The sequence below is a fragment of the Lentzea sp. NPDC058436 genome, assembly GCF_042721515.1.
Classification (GTDB): domain Bacteria; phylum Actinomycetota; class Actinomycetes; order Mycobacteriales; family Pseudonocardiaceae; genus Lentzea.
In genome coordinates, this window is record NZ_JBHXLF010000003.1 from 578759 (window position 1) to 594159 (window position 15401).

The window sequence follows — 15401 nt, forward strand, 5'->3', positions numbered from 1 at the left end:
CACCATGGCAACCGCCCCAGCCCAGGCCAGTGTTGTGGCCATGGACCTCAAGAAGATCGCGATCGCCACCCTCGTCGTGCTGAGCATCGGCGGCGGCTACGCGGCGGCAGACCAGCGCACCACCACCCGCACCGAGAAGGTGCTGACCATCGACGCGGCCGTCAAGGCGGCCCAGGCCACGCTCGACGCGGCGGAGAAGGAGAACCAGCGCGTCACGGTCGCCGTCGTCGACCGCAGCGGCGACCTCGTGGTGCTCCTCGCCGGAGACGGCGCGGGCCCGCAGACCGAGGAGTCGGCCCGCCGCAAGGCGTTCACCGCGGTGTCGTTCAACGCCCCGACCTCGGAACTCGCCGGCCGCGTCACGGGCCAGGGCGCGACGCTGCGGGACATCCCCGGCACGTTGTTCCTGGCCGGCGGGGTGCCGGTGGCGGTCGACGGCACGTCCGTCGCGGGCATCGGCGTCGGCGGGGCGCCGAGCGGCGACCTGGACGAGAAGTTCGCCAAGGCGGGCCTCGCGACCCTGCGGTGAGGCGGAGGCCTGCGGTGCGGCAGAGGTCTGCCGTGCCGGTCAACGGCCCTGGCGCGTCGCGCTGGTCGGGCAGGGGTGCGGGGGTGCGGCGAAGGCCTGCCGCGCTACAAAACGGGCCCCAATGCGTCGTGCCGGTCATGCGGCGGTGCGGCGGCGAGGCGGAGTCCTGCCGCGCCGGTCAGCGGCCCCGATGCGTCGTGCCGGTCATGCGGCGGTGCGGCGGCGAGGCGGAGTCCTGCCGCGCCGGTCAACGACCCCGGTGCGTCGTACCGGTCAACAGCCCCGGTACGACGGTGCGGCAGCCAGCCGCACCGGTCAACAGCTCCGGCGAGGCGCGCCGGTCAACGGCGCCGGTCGGTCGTCCCCCACCCGGGGTGCGCGATCCGGTCGGTCGCCTCGGGGTCGATCGCGTGCCGCGCCACGTGCCGGCCGGGCTTCGGCTTCTTGCCCATCAGCATGAGCCCGACGGCCACGAGCAGGCCGATCGTGGCGAGACCGGCGGCGACGGCGCGGGCCGCCGGGTGTTCCAGGACCAGCGTGCTGACGGTCAGGGCGAGCACGACGGCGGCGATCGGGCCGATGACGGCGATGTCGGAGCGGTCCTCCTGCTCCTCGGCGGACTGCGGCACCGGCTGCGATACCGGCTGCTGGAACGACTGCGAGAACGACTGTGAGACGGGCTGCGGGACGGGCGGCACCTGCGTGACCGGCGCGTAGACCTCGATCGTCTCGAAGTTCCCGCGCGGCTGTTCGTAGGGCGGCTGCCGTAAGCCGGGAGGGACCGTCACCTGAGCCATGCTGCCCGAGGAAGGCGCGCCGCCGCAAACCTCCCATTCCGGTCTGCTACGTGTTCCCATGTAGCGCTGGGTATTAGGAGGTCCGTCATGTGCCGGTGGCTCGCGTATTCCGGTTCGCCGGTGTTGCTGGAGGAGTTGCTCTACGCGCCGGAGAACTCGCTCGTCATGCAGTCGAAGCACGCCCGGCTGGGTGCGACGGCGGTGAACGGTGACGGGTTCGGCATCGGCTGGTACGGCAGCACGAGCACTCCGGGGCTCTTCCTGAGCACCGAGCCGGCGTGGAACGACCGCAACCTGCGGGAACTGTCCGCGCAGATCACGGCCGACCGGGTGTTCGCGCACGTGCGGGCGTCCACGGGCGGCGCGGTGCAGCGGTCGAACTGCCACCCGTTCCGGCACGGCAGCTGGTTGTGGATGCACAACGGGCTGATCGCGAAGTTCCCGCTGGTGCGGCGCGAGCTGATGCTGGCGATCGACCCCGTGCTGTTCCCGCTGATCGAGGGGTCGACGGACTCGGAGATCATGTTCTACCTGGCCGTCAGCTTCGGCCTGGAGCAGGACCCGCCGGCCGGGGTGGCGCGCATGGTCGAGTTCGTCGAGGACGTCGGGCGGCGCGCGGGGGTCGAGTACCCGGTCCAGATGACGGTCGCCGTCACGGACGGCTCCACGACCTGGGCGTTCCGGTACTCGAGCCGCGGCAAGTCGCGGTCGTTGTTCCACAGCACCGACGTGTCGACGCTGCGCCGCCAGTACCCCGACAACCCGGCGCTGCACCACCTCAACGACGACTCGCGGCTCATCGTGTCCGAGCCGCTGGCCGACCTGGTCGGGGCCTGGCAGGAGGTGCCGGAGTCGACGTGCGTGGTGGTGCGGACCGGCGTCGAGGAGGAACTGCTCCCCTTCAAGCCCTGACCCTCCGCAGGGCCAGCACCAGCAAGGCGCCGATCGCGATCCACGTGTAGGCGTCGCCGTAGACGTGCTGCCATCCGGTCCACAGCATCTCCCTGTCGCCGGTGCTCGGCAGCCACGAGAAGGGGTGGACCAGGAAGACCAGCACCGCCCCGAGCGCCCAGAACCGGAACGCGAACCCCAGCGCCAGGAACGCCGGAACGCACCACACCCAGTGGTGCGACCACGAGACGGGCGACACGAGCAGGCCCGCCGTCGCGATCGCGGTCAGCGCCACCACGTCGGTGCGCGCCTTGGACGCCGCCACGACCGCGAGCGTCACGACCACCAGCGACAACCCCAGCCACAGCAACGACTCCGCCTGCTCGCCGGGGTTGATCCGGTGCAGCACACCGCGCAGCGACTGGTTCGTCGCGTACGCGAGGCCGCCCGCGCGGCTCGTGTCGAAGATCGCGTGGAACCAGAACTCGGCGGAGTCCTTGGCGGCGAACAGGAATCCCGGCACCGCCATGCCCGCGAAGGCCAGCACCGACATCGCCGCCGCACGCCATTCCCTGCGCACCAGGAAGTACAGGAGGAAGATCAACGGAGTCAGCTTGATCGCGGCGGCCACGCCGACCAGCACGCCCCGCAACCGCGGGTCGCGCACGGTCAGGCAGTCCACCACCACGAGCGCCATCAGCACCAGGTTGATCTGTCCGAAGAGGAACGTCGAGATCACCGGTTCCAGCGCCACAGCCCCCAGGGCGACGGCGGGCCCGACGGTCCACACGACCTCCGGACGACGGGTGAGCCGCGCGGTGACCAGGACGCTGACCACCGAGAGGCACAGGAAGTTCAGGACCACCACGAGTGCGTTCGCCGCCCAGGCGGGCACGAACGTGAGCCCGCTGAACAGCACGGCCGCGATCGGCGGGTAGGTGAACGGCAGCTCGGGGCCGTCCAGCGCGCCGGGGAAGCCCACGTAGAGCGCGTGGCCCTGCAGCCAGGCCGTTCCGCCCGTGCGGTAGACCTGCAGGTCGAGGTAGTAGGCGCCCATCGCGGCAAGGGCGAGGGGCAGCACGGCCAGCACCACGAACCACAGCACGCCGGCGTCCCTGCGCGCGGCCACCCAGCGCAGCCGGGTCAGCAGTCGTCTCCGGCCCGCGTCGAACGCGTCGGCGGACATCGGCGGGACCTCACCGGCGAGCCGGTCGATCAGCAGCATCTCGTTCACGTCGGATAGTTGGCCGATTCGCACGCCGCCGTTTCGCCCGCGGCGCTGTGACCGTCCTCATGGGAATGCGGGAGCACCCATCGGCCAATAAGTTGCGTGAGCACCGAGACAGCGCCACCGGCGCGAACAGGAGGGCCGGGGGTGACGAAGTCTCTGGACAGGAACGCCTGGGTCGACCTGTACGACCGGCACGCCCGTGATCTGCACCGCTACCTGGCGCTCCGCGTGGACGCCGCGATCGCGGACGACCTGGTGTCCGAGGCGTTCCTCATCGCCTGGGAACGCCGCGACACCTTCGACCCGGCCCGCGCGAGCGTGAAGGCGTGGCTGTTCGGGATCGGGACGAACCTGCTGCGCCAGCACGTGCGCTCCGAGGGCCGGCGCCTGCGGGCGTGGGCACGTGATCACGGGAGGCGTGCGGTGGCTGACGGCGTCGACGACCGCACGGCGTCGGTGGTGGACGCGAAGTCGCTGGTGAGCGACCTGAGCGAGGCGCTGGCGGACCTGCGTCCTGAGGAACGTGACGTGCTGCTGATGGTGGCGTGGGCCGGTCTGAGCGCGGCCGAGGTCGCCGAGGTGACCGAGACGCCGGTGGCGACGGTGCGGACCCGGTTGTTCCGGGCACGGGCCAGGTTGCGGGCGAGGATCAACGGGCAGGAGGGTGACGGCGATGCGTGACGAGACGCGCCAGGTCGAGGACGAGACGGTCAGGTGGGCGATGTCGGACGTCGCCCCGATGAGCGACGAGGCGTTCGAACGGGGCCGCGCGGCGCTCCTGGCCCGCATCGACGCCGAGGAGTCCGGCGCGGTGGTTCCGCTGGCACGACGCCGGCGGAACCAAGGTGCCGCAGGTCGACGGCGGCGCCGCGTTCCGCTGGCGGCCGCGGCCGCCGCGATGGTCGTCCTCGCGGGCGTCGCCCTCGTCGCGCCGTCGCTGGTGGCACGGGACAGGGGTGCGGGCAGCGCCGCCGCGGCCGAGCTGCTCAACCAGGCTGCCGGCGTCGTCGGTGACGCCTTCCTGCAGCCCGGCCAGTACCTCTACGTGCGGCAGGACGGGCGCTGGTCGACCAAGGACTACCACTACGCGTGGATGTTCCTGGCGGACGAGACCTCGGAGACCTGGATCCCGGCGGACCGGCGCGGCACATGGCTGCACCGGCAGCGCAACGTCGGCGAGAAGCAGTGGCTGATCGGCTCGGCGAAGGACCTCCCCGACGATTTGGAGGACCGCGGCGAGGGCGAGTGGAGGGTCGAGGGCGGCCGCTGGCTCGGCGACAAGATCCCGGTGAGCTTCACGGACCCGACCACCGACTACATCGCCTCGCTCCCCCGCGATCCACGCGATCTCTACGACGTGCTGCGCAAGGAGGCCGGCACCAGGAACCTGCTGCTGATGGTCACCAGCGGCCTCGACACCGGCATGTACCCGGCTGACGTGCGGGCGGCGGTCTTCCAGGCCTTGACGCACCTGCCCGGTCTGGAGGTCGTCGACCGTGCCGCGGTGCTGGACGACCGCACGGGCACCGCGCTCGGCCTGACCGAGCACGGCATCACCGAGCAGATCGTGATCAGGCCGGACACCGGCGAGTACCTGGGGTCCCGGTCGGTGCAGGCCGAGGCCGCGCACGGGATCAAGGCGGGCACGGTCATCGGCACCTCCTCGCTCACCGCGAAGGTCGTGTCCGGCATGGGCCAGACCTCCTAGCTAGGCGAAGGCCCGGTGCAGGACCACCCAGACCTCACCGGGCCGTTCGACCGCGCCGGGGAACCACCTCGGCGCGATGGCCTCGGTCAGTTCGTCCACGCGGTCGAGCAGCGTGCTGACCGCCGGTTCGCCGACGACGACCACGGCGGACCAGTCGACGTGCGCCAGCAGGAAGTCCTGTGTGACACCGAAGCGCTGCTCCAGCACCACCATCAGCTCGTGGCCGGTGTCCGGTCCCGCCTCCACCTCGCTGACGTCCGGCACCTCGGCCTCGCGCTGCGGCTGTTCCTCGTGCTGCTCGGACCAGACGTGCTTGCTGAGCGAGTGGATGCTCGACGTGAGGTCGTTCGACTGGTCCTCGGTGAGGATCAACGTCACCGACCGGCCGTCCGTGAGCGTGAATTTCAGCTCGGCCTCCGGCACCCCGCCTGAACCGGGCATCGCGTCCACGGACCCCGCCACCTCACCGGTCAGCACGTGGTCCGCGTGCGTCTCGGCGCCCATCCGGAACGACGGCAGGTTCGCGGACATGTCGACGACGAGCCGCGCGGCGGTGAAGAACGCCTCCTTGTCGTGGAACTCCTTGCGGCTGCTGGTGAGCGTGCGTCCGATGCCGGCGGGCTCGACGTACGCCTCGACCGTGCCGGTGCCGTCCCATCTCGCGTGGACCGTGACACCGTTGGCCAAGCGCTTGCGGTAGTGCTCCTGGTCGCCGTGGCGGGACAGCTCCCAGCCGGCGATCTCCTCTGGCAACGGTCTTCCTCTCGGCGGGGAAACCTGGACGCTGTCACAAATCGGCGGGCCGCATGGTCTTTTCGGTATGAGCCACGAACACACGCACCAGCTGGACAACCCGGACAAGAGCGGTCCACCGCCGAAGATCGACGTCATCGGCACCGTGCCGGGAGCGCCGCAGATCCCGGACGGCGCCGAGGCCATGACGATCCTCGTGACGCTGCCGCCGTCGAGCCCGGGAGCGCCGCCCCACCGGCACTCCGGGCCCGCGTACGGCTACGTCGTGAAGGGCGCCATCGTCTTCGAGCTCGAAGGCGAGCCGGAACGGGTCGTGCGCGCGGGTGAGACGTTCTGGGAGCCGGGTGGCGACGTCATCCACTACCAGGACGGCAACCACCTGGCGGACGAGGAGTCCGCGTTCGTCGTCACGATGTTCTGCGCGCCCGGACAGCCGATGCTGACGATCGTGGAACCGGACGAGCTGGAGGCGCGCAGGCACCTCAGGGCACCGCGGCCGTGACGAGCGCGAGGGGCGGGATCGCTCCCGCCCCTCGCTCTTCTCACTCGACCAGCTTGCCGGCCGTGTCGACGTCCCTCATCAGGGCCGTGATCTCGGCGGGCACCGGAGGGATCTCTTCCCTGTCAACCTGTCCCGGCCCCGCCCAGACGAGGTTCACCTGCTGCGCGGGGTCCAGTTCCGGGTAGTCCGACCGGTTGTGGCAGCCGCGGGTCTCACGGCGTTCGAGGGCGCACTCCAGGGTGGCGCGGGCGGAGAGCGCCGAGGACAGCAGGTCGAACGCGTGCGCGAGGTCCTGGAACCCGGCCAGGTCGGGGTGCACGCCGACGTTGCGGATGCGCTCCTCCAGCTGGTCCAGCTCCGCGAGTCCCTTGCGCAGCCCGGCTTCGTCGCGGACGACGCCCGCGTGCTCGGTCATCGTGTTGCGCAGCGCGCGTTGCAGGGCGCGGACGTTCTCCGGTCCGTCCGCGGCCAGCAGTCCGTCCACTTCGGACCTCGCCTCGTCGAGCGCCTCGCGCGAACGTCGTTGCGCGTCCAGTGAAGCCGAGTACTCCGCCGCCGCCTCACCGACGATCCGCCCGTACACCAGCAGCTCGATGAGAGAGTTGCCGCCGAGCCGGTTCGCGCCGTGCAGGCCGCTGGAGGCCTCCCCGATCGCGTAGAGGCCGTCCACGCCCGTCGAGTGGTCGGCGGGCGACACCCACACGCCGCCCATGGAGTAGTGCGCGGTGGGAGCGATCTCCACGGGCTCCTGCGTGATGTCCTTCATCTGCAGTTCGAGCAGCGTCTGGTACACCCTGGGCAGGCGCTGCATGATCTGCTCGCGCGGCAGGTGCGACACGTCGAGCCACACGCCGCCGTTCGGCGTGCCGCGGCCTTCCTTGATCTCGGTGTACGCGGCCAGCGCCACCCTGTCGCGAGTGGACAGTTCCCTGCGCTGCGGGTCGTAGCGGTCCATGAACCGCTCACCCGAGGCGTTCGTCAGGATGCCGCCCTCACCGCGCGCGGCCTCCGAGACGAGCGTGCCGGCGGCGTTCTCCGGTTCGATCAGGCCGGACGGGTGGAACTGCACGAGCTCGGGGTCGCGGATCCGGCCGCCCGCGAGCACGGCCAGGCGGAACGAGTCGCCGGTGTTCTCGTCGCGGCGGCTCGACGTGCGGCGCCAGATCCGGGTGTGCCCGCCCGCGGCGAGGATCACGGCGTCGGCGTGGAACACGTACCGCGTGCCGGTGTTCAGGTCGAACCCGTACGCGCCGAAGACCACGTTGTCCCGCACCAGGATCCGCGTGATGTAACAGGAGTCGAGGATCGGGACGTCGAGCTGCGCGGCCCGGTTCACGAGCGTGCGCTGGATCTCCAGCCCGGTGTAGTCGCCGGCGAACGACGTGCGGCGGAACGTGTGCGCGCCGAAGAACCGCTGCGAGATGCGCCCGTCGGCCTCCCGCGCGAACGGCATGCCCCAGCGTTCGAGGTCCTCGATGCCGCGCGCGGCCTGCTCGGCCACAACCTGCACGATCTCGGGGTTGGCGAGGTGGTAGCTCTCCTTGATGGTGTCCGCCGCGTGCTGCTGCCACGTGTCGGCGGGGTCCATCGTCGCCAGCGCCGCGTTGATGCCGCCGGCGGCGAGCGCGGTGTGCGCGTCGGCCTTGGGGCGCTTGCCGACGACCGTCACGTCGACGCCGCGCTCGGCGAGTTCGATCGCGGCGCGCAGACCCGCGCCGCCGGTGCCGATCACCAGGACCGAAGTGGCTACTTGATGTTCAGAGTGGTTCATCGCGGCCTCCGTTGCCCGTGTCTTCCATTAAGTAGGACCGCGCAACGTCAGGAGGTGTGACTGTTAGCCGCGTGACAGTGCGTCCGTCGCCACATCACTAGGATCGGTCATGTGTTCGTGAAGCTGTGTGGCCTGCGCACCGAGTCCGATGTCGCCGTCGCCGTGGAGACCGGCGCCGACGCGGTGGGTTTCGTGCTGACCGCGAGCCCCCGCCAGATCGACATCGACCTGGCGAGCAGGCTCGTGGCGGAGGTGCCCGCGAACGTCCTCACCGTCGCCGTCGTGCGCGGCATCACGGCCGCCGAGGCCGGCGAACTGGCGTTGAAGACGGGCGTGCGCGCGTTGCAGCTGCACGGCGACTATCCGCGCGAAGCCTTCGACGAGCTGGCGGACCTGCCGTTCGGTCTGGTCAGGGCCACGGCGCTCGGGCAGGAGACCGACGTGCGCACCGGGGCGTTCGGCGAGGAGCTGTTGCTGATCGACTCCCCGGTCGCCGGGTCGGGCGAGCAGTGGGACATCACGCGGCTCGCCGAGAACCCGCCCACAGGCAGGTGGGTGCTGGCGGGCGGGCTGTCGCCGGAGACCGTGGCGGGCGCCATCGGCGTCGCGAAGCCTTGGGGCGTGGACGTGTCCAGCGGGATCGAGTCGAGCCGCGGCGTGAAGGACCACGGCCGCATGCGCGCGTTCGTCGCCGCCGCTCGCGGCTAGGCGGCGCGGTAGCCAGGGACGTCCTCCACCCGGTGGTACACCGGCAGGCCGCGTTCCCGCGCGATCCGCACGTCCTCGTCCGCGCCGGTCGACTCCCCCGGCAGGCGCAGCACGGCCTCGCAGTGCCGGAGCAGGCGTTCCGCGGTCGGGTAGAGGATCTCCGACGCGATCGGGTCGGCCGGCGAGCTCCCTCCCGCGCCGCGCAGCACCGGCAGTGCCACCCACTCGCCGATCATCGGCACGTGCCCGCTGCGGAAGAGCGGCCACGCGGCCTCCTCCAGCCGTTCGAGGTTGCGCGCCATCAGTTCGGGGTCGTCCCCGGTGCCCGAGCGGTAGGGACCTGCGATCAGAATCAGCATGCCCCCGACCATAATGTGCAAGAATCGGCAAAAACAAGGAGAAACGTGCATGCTGGCTGCCCAACGCCGTGACCTGCTGCTCGAACGACTGCGCACCGACGGCCGGATCGTCGCCAAGGACCTCGCCGCCGAGGTCGGCCTCTCGGAGGACACGATCCGCCGCGACCTGCGTGACATGGCGGCGGCGGGCCTCTGCCAACGCGTGTACGGCGGCGCACTGCCCGTATCTCCTGCTATCGCGGACTATGCAACGCGTCAGGGCGTGCAGGTCGATGGCAAGCAACGGGTCGCACGGGCGGCGGCCGCGTTGGTCGAACCGGGCAGCACCGTGATCCTCGACGGCGGCACGACCACCCTCGCCGTCGTGCGCGCCCTACCGCTCGATCTGCACGCCACGGTCGTCACGCACAGTCCGACGATCGCGAGCGCGTTGGAGGAGCATCGGGACGTGGAGGTCTACGTGATCGGAGGGCGGCTCTTCAAGCACTCGATGGTCGCATGCGGTGCCGCTGCCGTGGAGGCCGCACGAGGTGTGCACGCCGACCTCTTCTTCCTCGGCGTCACGGGCGTGCACCCCGATGCGGGCCTCACGACGGGCGACGCGGACGAGGCCGCCATGAAGCGCGCGCTCGCCCACCAGGCCGCGGACACCTACGTGCTGGCCAGTTCGGAGAAGATCGGCACGGCGTCGCGGTTCACCGTGCTGCCGTTCGGCGAGGTGGCGGGGGTGATCACGGACGCCGACAACGAGACCGTGCGCGCGCTTGAGGTGCCGGTGATCAGCTGCTGACCCGCAGGAAACCTTTGGGAGAGCCGTAGGTCCGGCCGCACTGGGTCAGCGCGAGCACGCCGTGGCCCTCGGTGTCGCCCTCGAAGTAGCGCGGGTTGACCGACAGCTCCTCGGCCACGTCGGTGGCGTAGATGTCGTCCAGGTCGTCGTTCTCGTCGCTGAGGTCGTGCGGCAGGCACCACCCGTCCTCGACGTCGAGCTCGCCGATCTGCTCGTCCTCCTTGAACGCGTCGTAGTAGCGGACGATCTCGCCGTCCTTCGCGACGCACCACGCCGTCCAGCCGTCACCACAGCTCTCGCCGTAGTAGTGCGTCTCGCCGAAGACCGCGCTGAGCACCGCGCAGATCTCCTGCACCGAACGGGTTCCGTGCTCGAACGGCTCGCCGAACACGAGCGTCCAGCCGTCCCACGCGCCCGTCACGTACACCCTGGCGCACCGGACGTGCTCGTCGTCCTTCGACCACGCGTGGTGGTCGTTGTTCCACGCGTCGGCGCCCAGGACCTTGGTCACCGGAACCGGGTCGTGCAGCCCGCAGACGCCGAGCACGGCCGCCTGGTCGTCGGTCTTGATCGCGTACCAGCCGCCGCACAGGTGCATCTCGTCGATGCTGTACATGTCGTCTTCGAGCTTGTACCGGATGAACCGGTCGACCACCGCTCGGTCCTCCGGCACGAAGGCGTCGGGTCCGCCCACCTCGACGATGCCGATCAGGGCACCCCTGCGCAGCGCGCCTTTGGCCGTGCGGCGGGTTTCCTGCAGCAGTGGCAGCACTTCGGGGCCCATGGTCCCGAACGCCCAAAGCGCTTCCCTTTGCGCGTAATGGTCTTCGTCGGCGAGAAGAGGCAGCAGCTCGCGGGAGTAGCGCAGCGCCGTCTCGCCGCGGAACATGCTCGCGGCCGCCCGGCGGATGCCGTGGTGCGGGTGGCCCAGCAGGCCGAGGTAGACCTCGTCGTCCGCGCTCACCAGGGAGAACACCCGGTACCCCTGCCGCAGGACGGCGCTGTCCTCGCTGCTGGTGAGCAGTTCCACCAACCGGCCGAACGTCGTGATCCCCTGCTCGCGCGCGAAGTCCTCGACCTCGGTCTTCCAGCCGTCGTGGTCCATGCGGTCGAGCAGCGCCCGGATCTCCATGGCGCGGCACCCTATCGCGTCGTCCCAAGTGGACTCTCACATCGCCCGGATGGACGAGGCCTTGACTCCCGGCGGCCCACTGGGCACGCTGCGAACCGTGACGAGCCTGGCTGAGCAGCACGTCAAACCGGCGGTGCGCTGGAGCATCGGCCACGCCCTGCCGCGTGCCGTGCTGCGCCTGGCCGCCCGCCGCGGCGACCTCCAGGGCCGCATCACCGTCGAGGCCTCCACCGGCGCCGACCTGACGGGCCTGTTCGACGAGATCCGCGCACGGGGACCGCTGGCCGCCACGCGCATCGGCCACACCACGACGCGACACGAGGTCGTCAAGGCGCTCCTGGCCGACGACGCGTTCGTGACGGCCCGCCCGCGCTTCGGCGCCGGCCTCCTCGGCAAGCTCGCCGCGTGGTCGTCCACCGAGGTCGTGCACCCGGTCCAGCCGCCGTCGCTGCTGGCCGTGGAACCACCCGCGCACACCCGCTACCGCAAGCTCGTCACCCGCGTCTTCACCGCCCGCGCCGTCGAACAGCTGCGCGTCCGCACGCAGGAGATCGCCGACGAACTGCTCGACGGCCTCGACCCCGCCGGCCCCGTGGACCTGATCGAGTCCTACTGCGGCCTGCTGCCGGTCACCGTGATCAGCGAGATCCTCGGTGTGCCACCGCAGGAGCGCTCGACCGTCCTGGCCCTCGGCGCGGCCGCGGCTCCGTCGCTGGACCTCGGCCTGTCCTGGCGCGTGTTCCGCGACGTCGAGACGGGCCTGAACTCGTTCGACGACTGGCTCACCCGCCATCTCAACGCCCTGCGCGCCAACCCGGGCGACAACCTCCTGAGTCGCCTGATCACCGCCCGCGAGGACGGCGAAGGCCTCACCGACCGCGAGCTGAAGGCCACCGCGGGCCTCGTGCTGGCCGCCGGTTTCGAGACCACCGTCAACCTGCTGGGCAACGGGATCTCTTTGCTCACCAGGCATCCCGCCCAACTCGACGTGCTCCGTTCGGACCCTTCGCTGTGGAGCAACGCCGTCGACGAGGTGCTCCGCCACGACCCGCCGGTCCTGCTGACGGGCCGCATGTGCGCCCGCGACACCACGGTCGCAGGGGTGCCGGTGCGGCGAGGCCAGCTCGTCACGACCGTGCTCGCCGGAGCGAACCGCGACCCGTCCGTCTTCGAGAACCCGTCGGCGTTCGACGTGACCCGCCCGAACTCCCGCGACCACGTCTCGTTCGGCGCGGGCCGCCACTACTGCCTCGGCGCCCAGCTCGCGCGGATGGAGGGCGAGATCGGCCTGCGCACGATCTTCGACCGCTTCCCGGACCTCGTGACGCTGCCGGGCGCGCGCCGCCGCCCGACTCGCATCCTGCGCGGCTTCGAACGCCTGCCCGCGGCCCTCACTAAGCTCGGCGGGTGAGCACAGACTCGGCCGGACGCATCCTCGACGCCGTCCTCACCCTGTTGTCCGAACACGGCATCGGCGGCGTCAGCATGCGCGCCGTCGCCAGGGAAGCCGGCGTCGCGCTCGGCCTCGTCAACTACCACTTCGACGACAAGACCAGCCTGATCTGCGCGGCCCTGCGCCGCATCGAGGACCAGGACATCGCCCTGGTGGAACCGGATCCCACCCTGTCACCCGAGGAACGGCTGCGCGCGGCGTTGCGGCGCGTGGCCGATCCGGAGTTCCTGACGACCGAGTACCTGTCGCTGCGGTTGCAGCTCTGGTCGTTCGCGCAGGCGGGCGAGGAGTTCGAGCGCATCAACACCGAGGCGCAGGGCCGGTACCGCGCGGGCCTGGCCCGGCTGATCCGCGCGGCACGGCCGGAGCTGTCCCGCTACGAGTGCGCGAAGCGTGCGGCGGACGTCGACGTGATCCAGAACGGCATGTGGCTCACCGCGTTGCTCGGTCTCGACCGCGCCTCGCTGCGCCGGGCCGTCAGGCTGTGCGAGGACATCGCGCTCTCTTGAACGATCGTTCAATCCGTTCTACCTTGGGACGTATGAAGGTCACGGCGGAGGACGTTCATCGCATCGCCACCGGCTACCACCCCGACCCCGCGCGGTCGATGTCCCTGCGCGCCGAGGCCTACGTCGAACCGCTCTGGTCCGCCTTCGAGGACCGCGCCGTCTTCTCCCGCACGTGGCAATGGGTCTGCCACGTCCCGCAACTGCGCGAACCGGGCAGCTACGTCGCGTCCGCGGTCGCCGGCATGCCGATCGTGGTCGTACGTGACCGTGCAGGTGCCCTCCGCGCGTTCTACAACGTCTGCAAGCACCGCGCGCACGAACTCCTCACGGGCTCTGGCGTCACCCGCAACATCGTCTGCCCGTACCACGCATGGACGTATGCGCTGGACGGCAAGCTGAAAGCCGCACGCCGCGCCGACCGCATGGAGACGTTCGACAAGTCGTCCGTCTGCCTGGACCAGGTGCGGGTCGAGGAGTTCGGCGGCTTCGTCTACGTCAACCTCGACCCCGCGTCCGAGAAGCTCTCCGTCCAGGCACCGGACCTGGCCGCGGAGATCGACCTCTGGGCACCGGACGTGGCGTCGCTCCGGCACGCGCGCAGGCTCACGTACACGATCGACTCCAACTGGAAGAACGTCGTCGACAACTTCCTGGAGTGCTACCACTGCCACATCGCGCATCCGGAGTTCGTCGACCTCGTCGACATGGGCACCTACGACGTGAAGACGCACGGCATCTGGTCGAGCCACTTCGCCGAGGCGGGCAAGCAGGCCAACAGCGCGTACGACGTCTCGGGCGCGACGGTCAACCAGCACGCCGTGTGGTGGCTCTGGCCCAACACGTGCCTGCTGCGCTACCCGGGCCGGTCCAACTTCATGGTGCTGCAGATCCTCCCGGACGGCCCGGAACGCACGCGCGAGACGTGGGACTTCTACTTCGAGACCACCGACCTGACCGCCGCCGAACTGGACGGCGTGCGGTACATCGACGAGGTGTTGCAGCAGCAGGACATCGGCATCGTGGAGAGCGTCCAGCGCGGGATGCGGACGCCGGCGTTCGACCAGGGGCGGATCGTCTACGACCCGGCGGGGACCGGGCTGTCCGAGCACGGCGTGCACCACTTCCACGGCCTGCTGCTGAAGGCCTACGAAGCCGCGCTGTGACGGACCGGCCAGGAATGGCCGGTCTCCTGGCCTGGCCCTCTCACCTGGCAGGACGTCAAGGTCGGAGCATGATTCGCACACTTGCCGCGATGACCCTCGTGATCGCGTCCAGCCCACAGGCCCAGGCCGCGGAGCCGCCACCGAGGTTCGCGGACGGCTTCGGCCTCACCGTCACGAGCCAGCCGAGGTGGGTCGACGACACCCACCGCACCTTCGTCTTCAGCGTGTCGACGAACGAGGTCCCCACGCCGACGCTGCTCGAAGGCCAGGAACCCGGCAGGCACGCCATCGTCGTCACCCTGCCCGAGACCTACGACGACACGTCCCGCCACCCGGTCCAGTACTACCTGCACGGCCACCCCGACCGCCCGGACGCCGTCTGGAACCAGCGGGTCGTCGAGAGGGCTACGGCCGGCACGGACCTGATCACCGTGCAGCCCAACGGGAGCGGGCGCGGCTGGTACTCGAACTGGGTCAACCCCGGCTCCGCGGGGCCGCAGAACTGGGAGACGTTCCACCTCGACCAGGTGATCCCGTTCGTGGACGCCAACCTGCGCACGAAGGCCACCAGGGCGGACCGGGCGATCGTCGGGCACTCGATGGGCGGGTTCGGGGCGTTGCACTACGCCGAGCACCGGCCCGACCTGTTCGGTCACGTCGGCAGCTTCTCCGGTGGCCTCGACCTGCGGAACTCCGAGGTGCGCGCGGCCGTGACCACCACCCTGGTCAACCCGGCGAGCGGCACGCCGACCGTCAACGCCGACGCCGTGTTCGGGTCGCCGTTCTGGCCGTTCGACGGCGTGTGGAACGCGCAGAGCCCCGCGCACAACGTGGAGAGGCTGCGCGGCATGGGCATCGCGCTGTACACGGGCAACGGCGGCGATCTGACGGTCAACCCGATCCAGGCCGTGCTGGAGAACCGGGCCAGGGAGACGGCGCTGGTGACGGCCGCGAACCTGAAAATTAACAACATCGGCTTCCACTTCTCCGACTACGGCGACGGCAGCGGGTGGGCGCCGGGCTGCACGGGCAAGCACGCCGAGGAGGCGTGCGTGCAGGCCGACATGAACCACTTCGTCGGACTGCTCACGCGGCACGCCTGACG

At 70.6% G+C, this 15401-nt stretch carries 17 protein-coding genes; 11 read left to right on the forward strand and 6 right to left on the reverse strand.

Features of this window, described 5'->3' with window-relative positions; genetic code table 11:
* Positions 1–4 precede the first annotated feature (4 nt).
* A complete protein-coding gene (locus ACFWN2_RS16510; protein ID WP_382428326.1) occupies positions 5–529 on the forward strand; it encodes a heme-binding protein in 525 nt (174 codons plus the stop codon).
* A 341-nt stretch (positions 530–870) separates the two neighbouring features.
* Here ACFWN2_RS16510 and ACFWN2_RS16515 read toward each other — a convergent pair whose 3' ends face one another.
* Positions 871–1317 carry a hypothetical protein gene (locus ACFWN2_RS16515; RefSeq protein ID WP_382428327.1) on the reverse strand — a complete coding sequence of 149 codons (447 nt, stop codon included), beginning with the start codon at positions 1315–1317 and terminating at the stop codon, positions 871–873.
* Between the two features lie 96 nt (positions 1318–1413).
* On the opposite strand from ACFWN2_RS16515, the gene ACFWN2_RS16520 reads away from it, so the two are divergent.
* Complete coding sequence (locus ACFWN2_RS16520) at positions 1414–2238, forward strand: class II glutamine amidotransferase (protein ID WP_382428328.1); 825 nt, start codon at positions 1414–1416, stop codon at positions 2236–2238.
* On the opposite strand, the gene ACFWN2_RS16525 is transcribed toward ACFWN2_RS16520, so the two are convergent.
* Positions 2228–3442: a glycosyltransferase 87 family protein gene (locus tag ACFWN2_RS16525; RefSeq protein WP_382428738.1), complete on the reverse strand. Its 1215-nt coding sequence runs from the start codon at positions 3440–3442 to the stop codon at positions 2228–2230. The genes ACFWN2_RS16520 and ACFWN2_RS16525 overlap by 11 nt on opposite strands.
* A 150-nt stretch (positions 3443–3592) precedes the next feature.
* Between ACFWN2_RS16525 and ACFWN2_RS16530 the strand changes: the two genes are divergently transcribed.
* Positions 3593–4129 carry an RNA polymerase sigma factor gene (locus ACFWN2_RS16530; protein WP_382428329.1) on the forward strand — a complete coding sequence of 179 codons (537 nt, stop codon included), beginning with the start codon at positions 3593–3595 and terminating at the stop codon, positions 4127–4129.
* Positions 4122–5156, forward strand: a complete 1035-nt coding sequence (locus ACFWN2_RS16535; RefSeq protein WP_382428330.1) for a CU044_5270 family protein — start codon at positions 4122–4124, stop codon at positions 5154–5156. Before ACFWN2_RS16530 ends, ACFWN2_RS16535 begins: the two co-directional genes overlap by 8 nt.
* Here the strand turns inward: ACFWN2_RS16535 and ACFWN2_RS16540 are convergent, their stop codons facing one another.
* Positions 5157–5909 (reverse strand): hypothetical protein, encoded by a 753-nt coding sequence (locus tag ACFWN2_RS16540; protein ID WP_382428331.1) that lies wholly within the window; start codon positions 5907–5909, stop codon positions 5157–5159.
* Positions 5910–5976: 67 nt separating this feature from the next.
* Between ACFWN2_RS16540 and ACFWN2_RS16545 the strand changes: the two genes are divergently transcribed.
* Positions 5977–6411 (forward strand): cupin domain-containing protein, encoded by a 435-nt coding sequence (locus tag ACFWN2_RS16545; RefSeq protein ID WP_382428332.1) that lies wholly within the window; start codon positions 5977–5979, stop codon positions 6409–6411.
* Positions 6412–6451: 40 nt separating this feature from the next.
* Here ACFWN2_RS16545 and ACFWN2_RS16550 read toward each other — a convergent pair whose 3' ends face one another.
* On the reverse strand, positions 6452–8182 hold the full coding sequence (locus ACFWN2_RS16550; RefSeq protein ID WP_382428333.1) for an L-aspartate oxidase: 1731 nt from the start codon (positions 8180–8182) through the stop codon (positions 6452–6454).
* 111 nt (positions 8183–8293) lie between these two features.
* On the opposite strand from ACFWN2_RS16550, the gene ACFWN2_RS16555 reads away from it, so the two are divergent.
* The gene (locus tag ACFWN2_RS16555) at positions 8294–8890 is read left to right on the forward strand and encodes a phosphoribosylanthranilate isomerase (protein WP_382428334.1); all 597 of its coding nucleotides are present in this window, start codon (positions 8294–8296) and stop codon (positions 8888–8890) included.
* On the opposite strand, the gene ACFWN2_RS16560 is transcribed toward ACFWN2_RS16555, so the two are convergent.
* Positions 8887–9249 (reverse strand): DUF4406 domain-containing protein, encoded by a 363-nt coding sequence (locus tag ACFWN2_RS16560; protein ID WP_382428335.1) that lies wholly within the window; start codon positions 9247–9249, stop codon positions 8887–8889. The two genes, ACFWN2_RS16555 and ACFWN2_RS16560, sit on opposite strands and share 4 nt — an antisense overlap.
* 49 nt (positions 9250–9298) lie before the next feature.
* On the opposite strand from ACFWN2_RS16560, the gene ACFWN2_RS16565 reads away from it, so the two are divergent.
* Positions 9299–10039, forward strand: coding sequence for a DeoR/GlpR family DNA-binding transcription regulator (locus ACFWN2_RS16565; RefSeq protein ID WP_382428336.1), 741 nt, complete (start codon positions 9299–9301; stop codon positions 10037–10039).
* Here ACFWN2_RS16565 and ACFWN2_RS16570 read toward each other — a convergent pair.
* Positions 10029–11171 carry a HEAT repeat domain-containing protein gene (locus tag ACFWN2_RS16570; RefSeq protein ID WP_382428337.1) on the reverse strand — a complete coding sequence of 381 codons (1143 nt, stop codon included), beginning with the start codon at positions 11169–11171 and terminating at the stop codon, positions 10029–10031. The two genes, ACFWN2_RS16565 and ACFWN2_RS16570, sit on opposite strands and share 11 nt — an antisense overlap.
* A gap of 49 nt (positions 11172–11220) precedes the next feature.
* Between ACFWN2_RS16570 and ACFWN2_RS16575 the strand changes: the two genes are divergently transcribed.
* The 4 genes from ACFWN2_RS16575 to ACFWN2_RS16590 all read left to right on the forward strand — a co-directional run bounded on the left by ACFWN2_RS16575 (position 11221) and on the right by ACFWN2_RS16590 (position 15399).
* On the forward strand, positions 11221–12582 hold the full coding sequence (locus tag ACFWN2_RS16575; protein ID WP_382428338.1) for a cytochrome P450: 1362 nt from the start codon (positions 11221–11223) through the stop codon (positions 12580–12582).
* A complete protein-coding gene (locus ACFWN2_RS16580) occupies positions 12579–13133 on the forward strand; it encodes a TetR/AcrR family transcriptional regulator (protein ID WP_382428339.1) in 555 nt (184 codons plus the stop codon). The genes ACFWN2_RS16575 and ACFWN2_RS16580 overlap by 4 nt, the downstream gene beginning before the upstream one ends.
* A gap of 32 nt (positions 13134–13165) precedes the next feature.
* Positions 13166–14296: an SRPBCC family protein gene (locus ACFWN2_RS16585; RefSeq protein ID WP_382428340.1), complete on the forward strand. Its 1131-nt coding sequence runs from the start codon at positions 13166–13168 to the stop codon at positions 14294–14296.
* Between the two features lie 68 nt (positions 14297–14364).
* Complete coding sequence (locus ACFWN2_RS16590) at positions 14365–15399, forward strand: alpha/beta hydrolase (protein ID WP_382428341.1); 1035 nt, start codon at positions 14365–14367, stop codon at positions 15397–15399.
* Positions 15400–15401: the final 2 nt, after the last annotated feature.

Bases quoted from the DNA above. Each gene is read 5' to 3' on its own strand.
- ACFWN2_RS16510 (WP_382428326.1), top strand. From the start codon at position 5: ATGGCAACCGCCCCAGCCCAGGCCAGTGTTGTGGCCATGGACCTCAAG.
- ACFWN2_RS16520 (WP_382428328.1), top strand. From the start codon at position 1,414: ATGTGCCGGTGGCTCGCGTATTCCGGTTCGCCGGTGTTGCTGGAGGAG.
- ACFWN2_RS16525 (WP_382428738.1), bottom strand. From the start codon at position 3,442: ATGCTGCTGATCGACCGGCTCGCCGGTGAGGTCCCGCCGATGTCCGCC.
- ACFWN2_RS16535 (WP_382428330.1), top strand. From the start codon at position 4,122: ATGCGTGACGAGACGCGCCAGGTCGAGGACGAGACGGTCAGGTGGGCG.
- ACFWN2_RS16545 (WP_382428332.1), top strand. From the start codon at position 5,977: ATGAGCCACGAACACACGCACCAGCTGGACAACCCGGACAAGAGCGGT.
- ACFWN2_RS16550 (WP_382428333.1), bottom strand. From the start codon at position 8,182: ATGAACCACTCTGAACATCAAGTAGCCACTTCGGTCCTGGTGATCGGC.
- ACFWN2_RS16560 (WP_382428335.1), bottom strand. From the start codon at position 9,249: ATGCTGATTCTGATCGCAGGTCCCTACCGCTCGGGCACCGGGGACGAC.
- ACFWN2_RS16565 (WP_382428336.1), top strand. From the start codon at position 9,299: ATGCTGGCTGCCCAACGCCGTGACCTGCTGCTCGAACGACTGCGCACC.
- ACFWN2_RS16570 (WP_382428337.1), bottom strand. From the start codon at position 11,171: ATGGAGATCCGGGCGCTGCTCGACCGCATGGACCACGACGGCTGGAAG.
- ACFWN2_RS16575 (WP_382428338.1), top strand. From the start codon at position 11,221: ATGGACGAGGCCTTGACTCCCGGCGGCCCACTGGGCACGCTGCGAACC.
- ACFWN2_RS16585 (WP_382428340.1), top strand. From the start codon at position 13,166: ATGAAGGTCACGGCGGAGGACGTTCATCGCATCGCCACCGGCTACCAC.
- ACFWN2_RS16590 (WP_382428341.1), top strand. From the start codon at position 14,365: ATGATTCGCACACTTGCCGCGATGACCCTCGTGATCGCGTCCAGCCCA.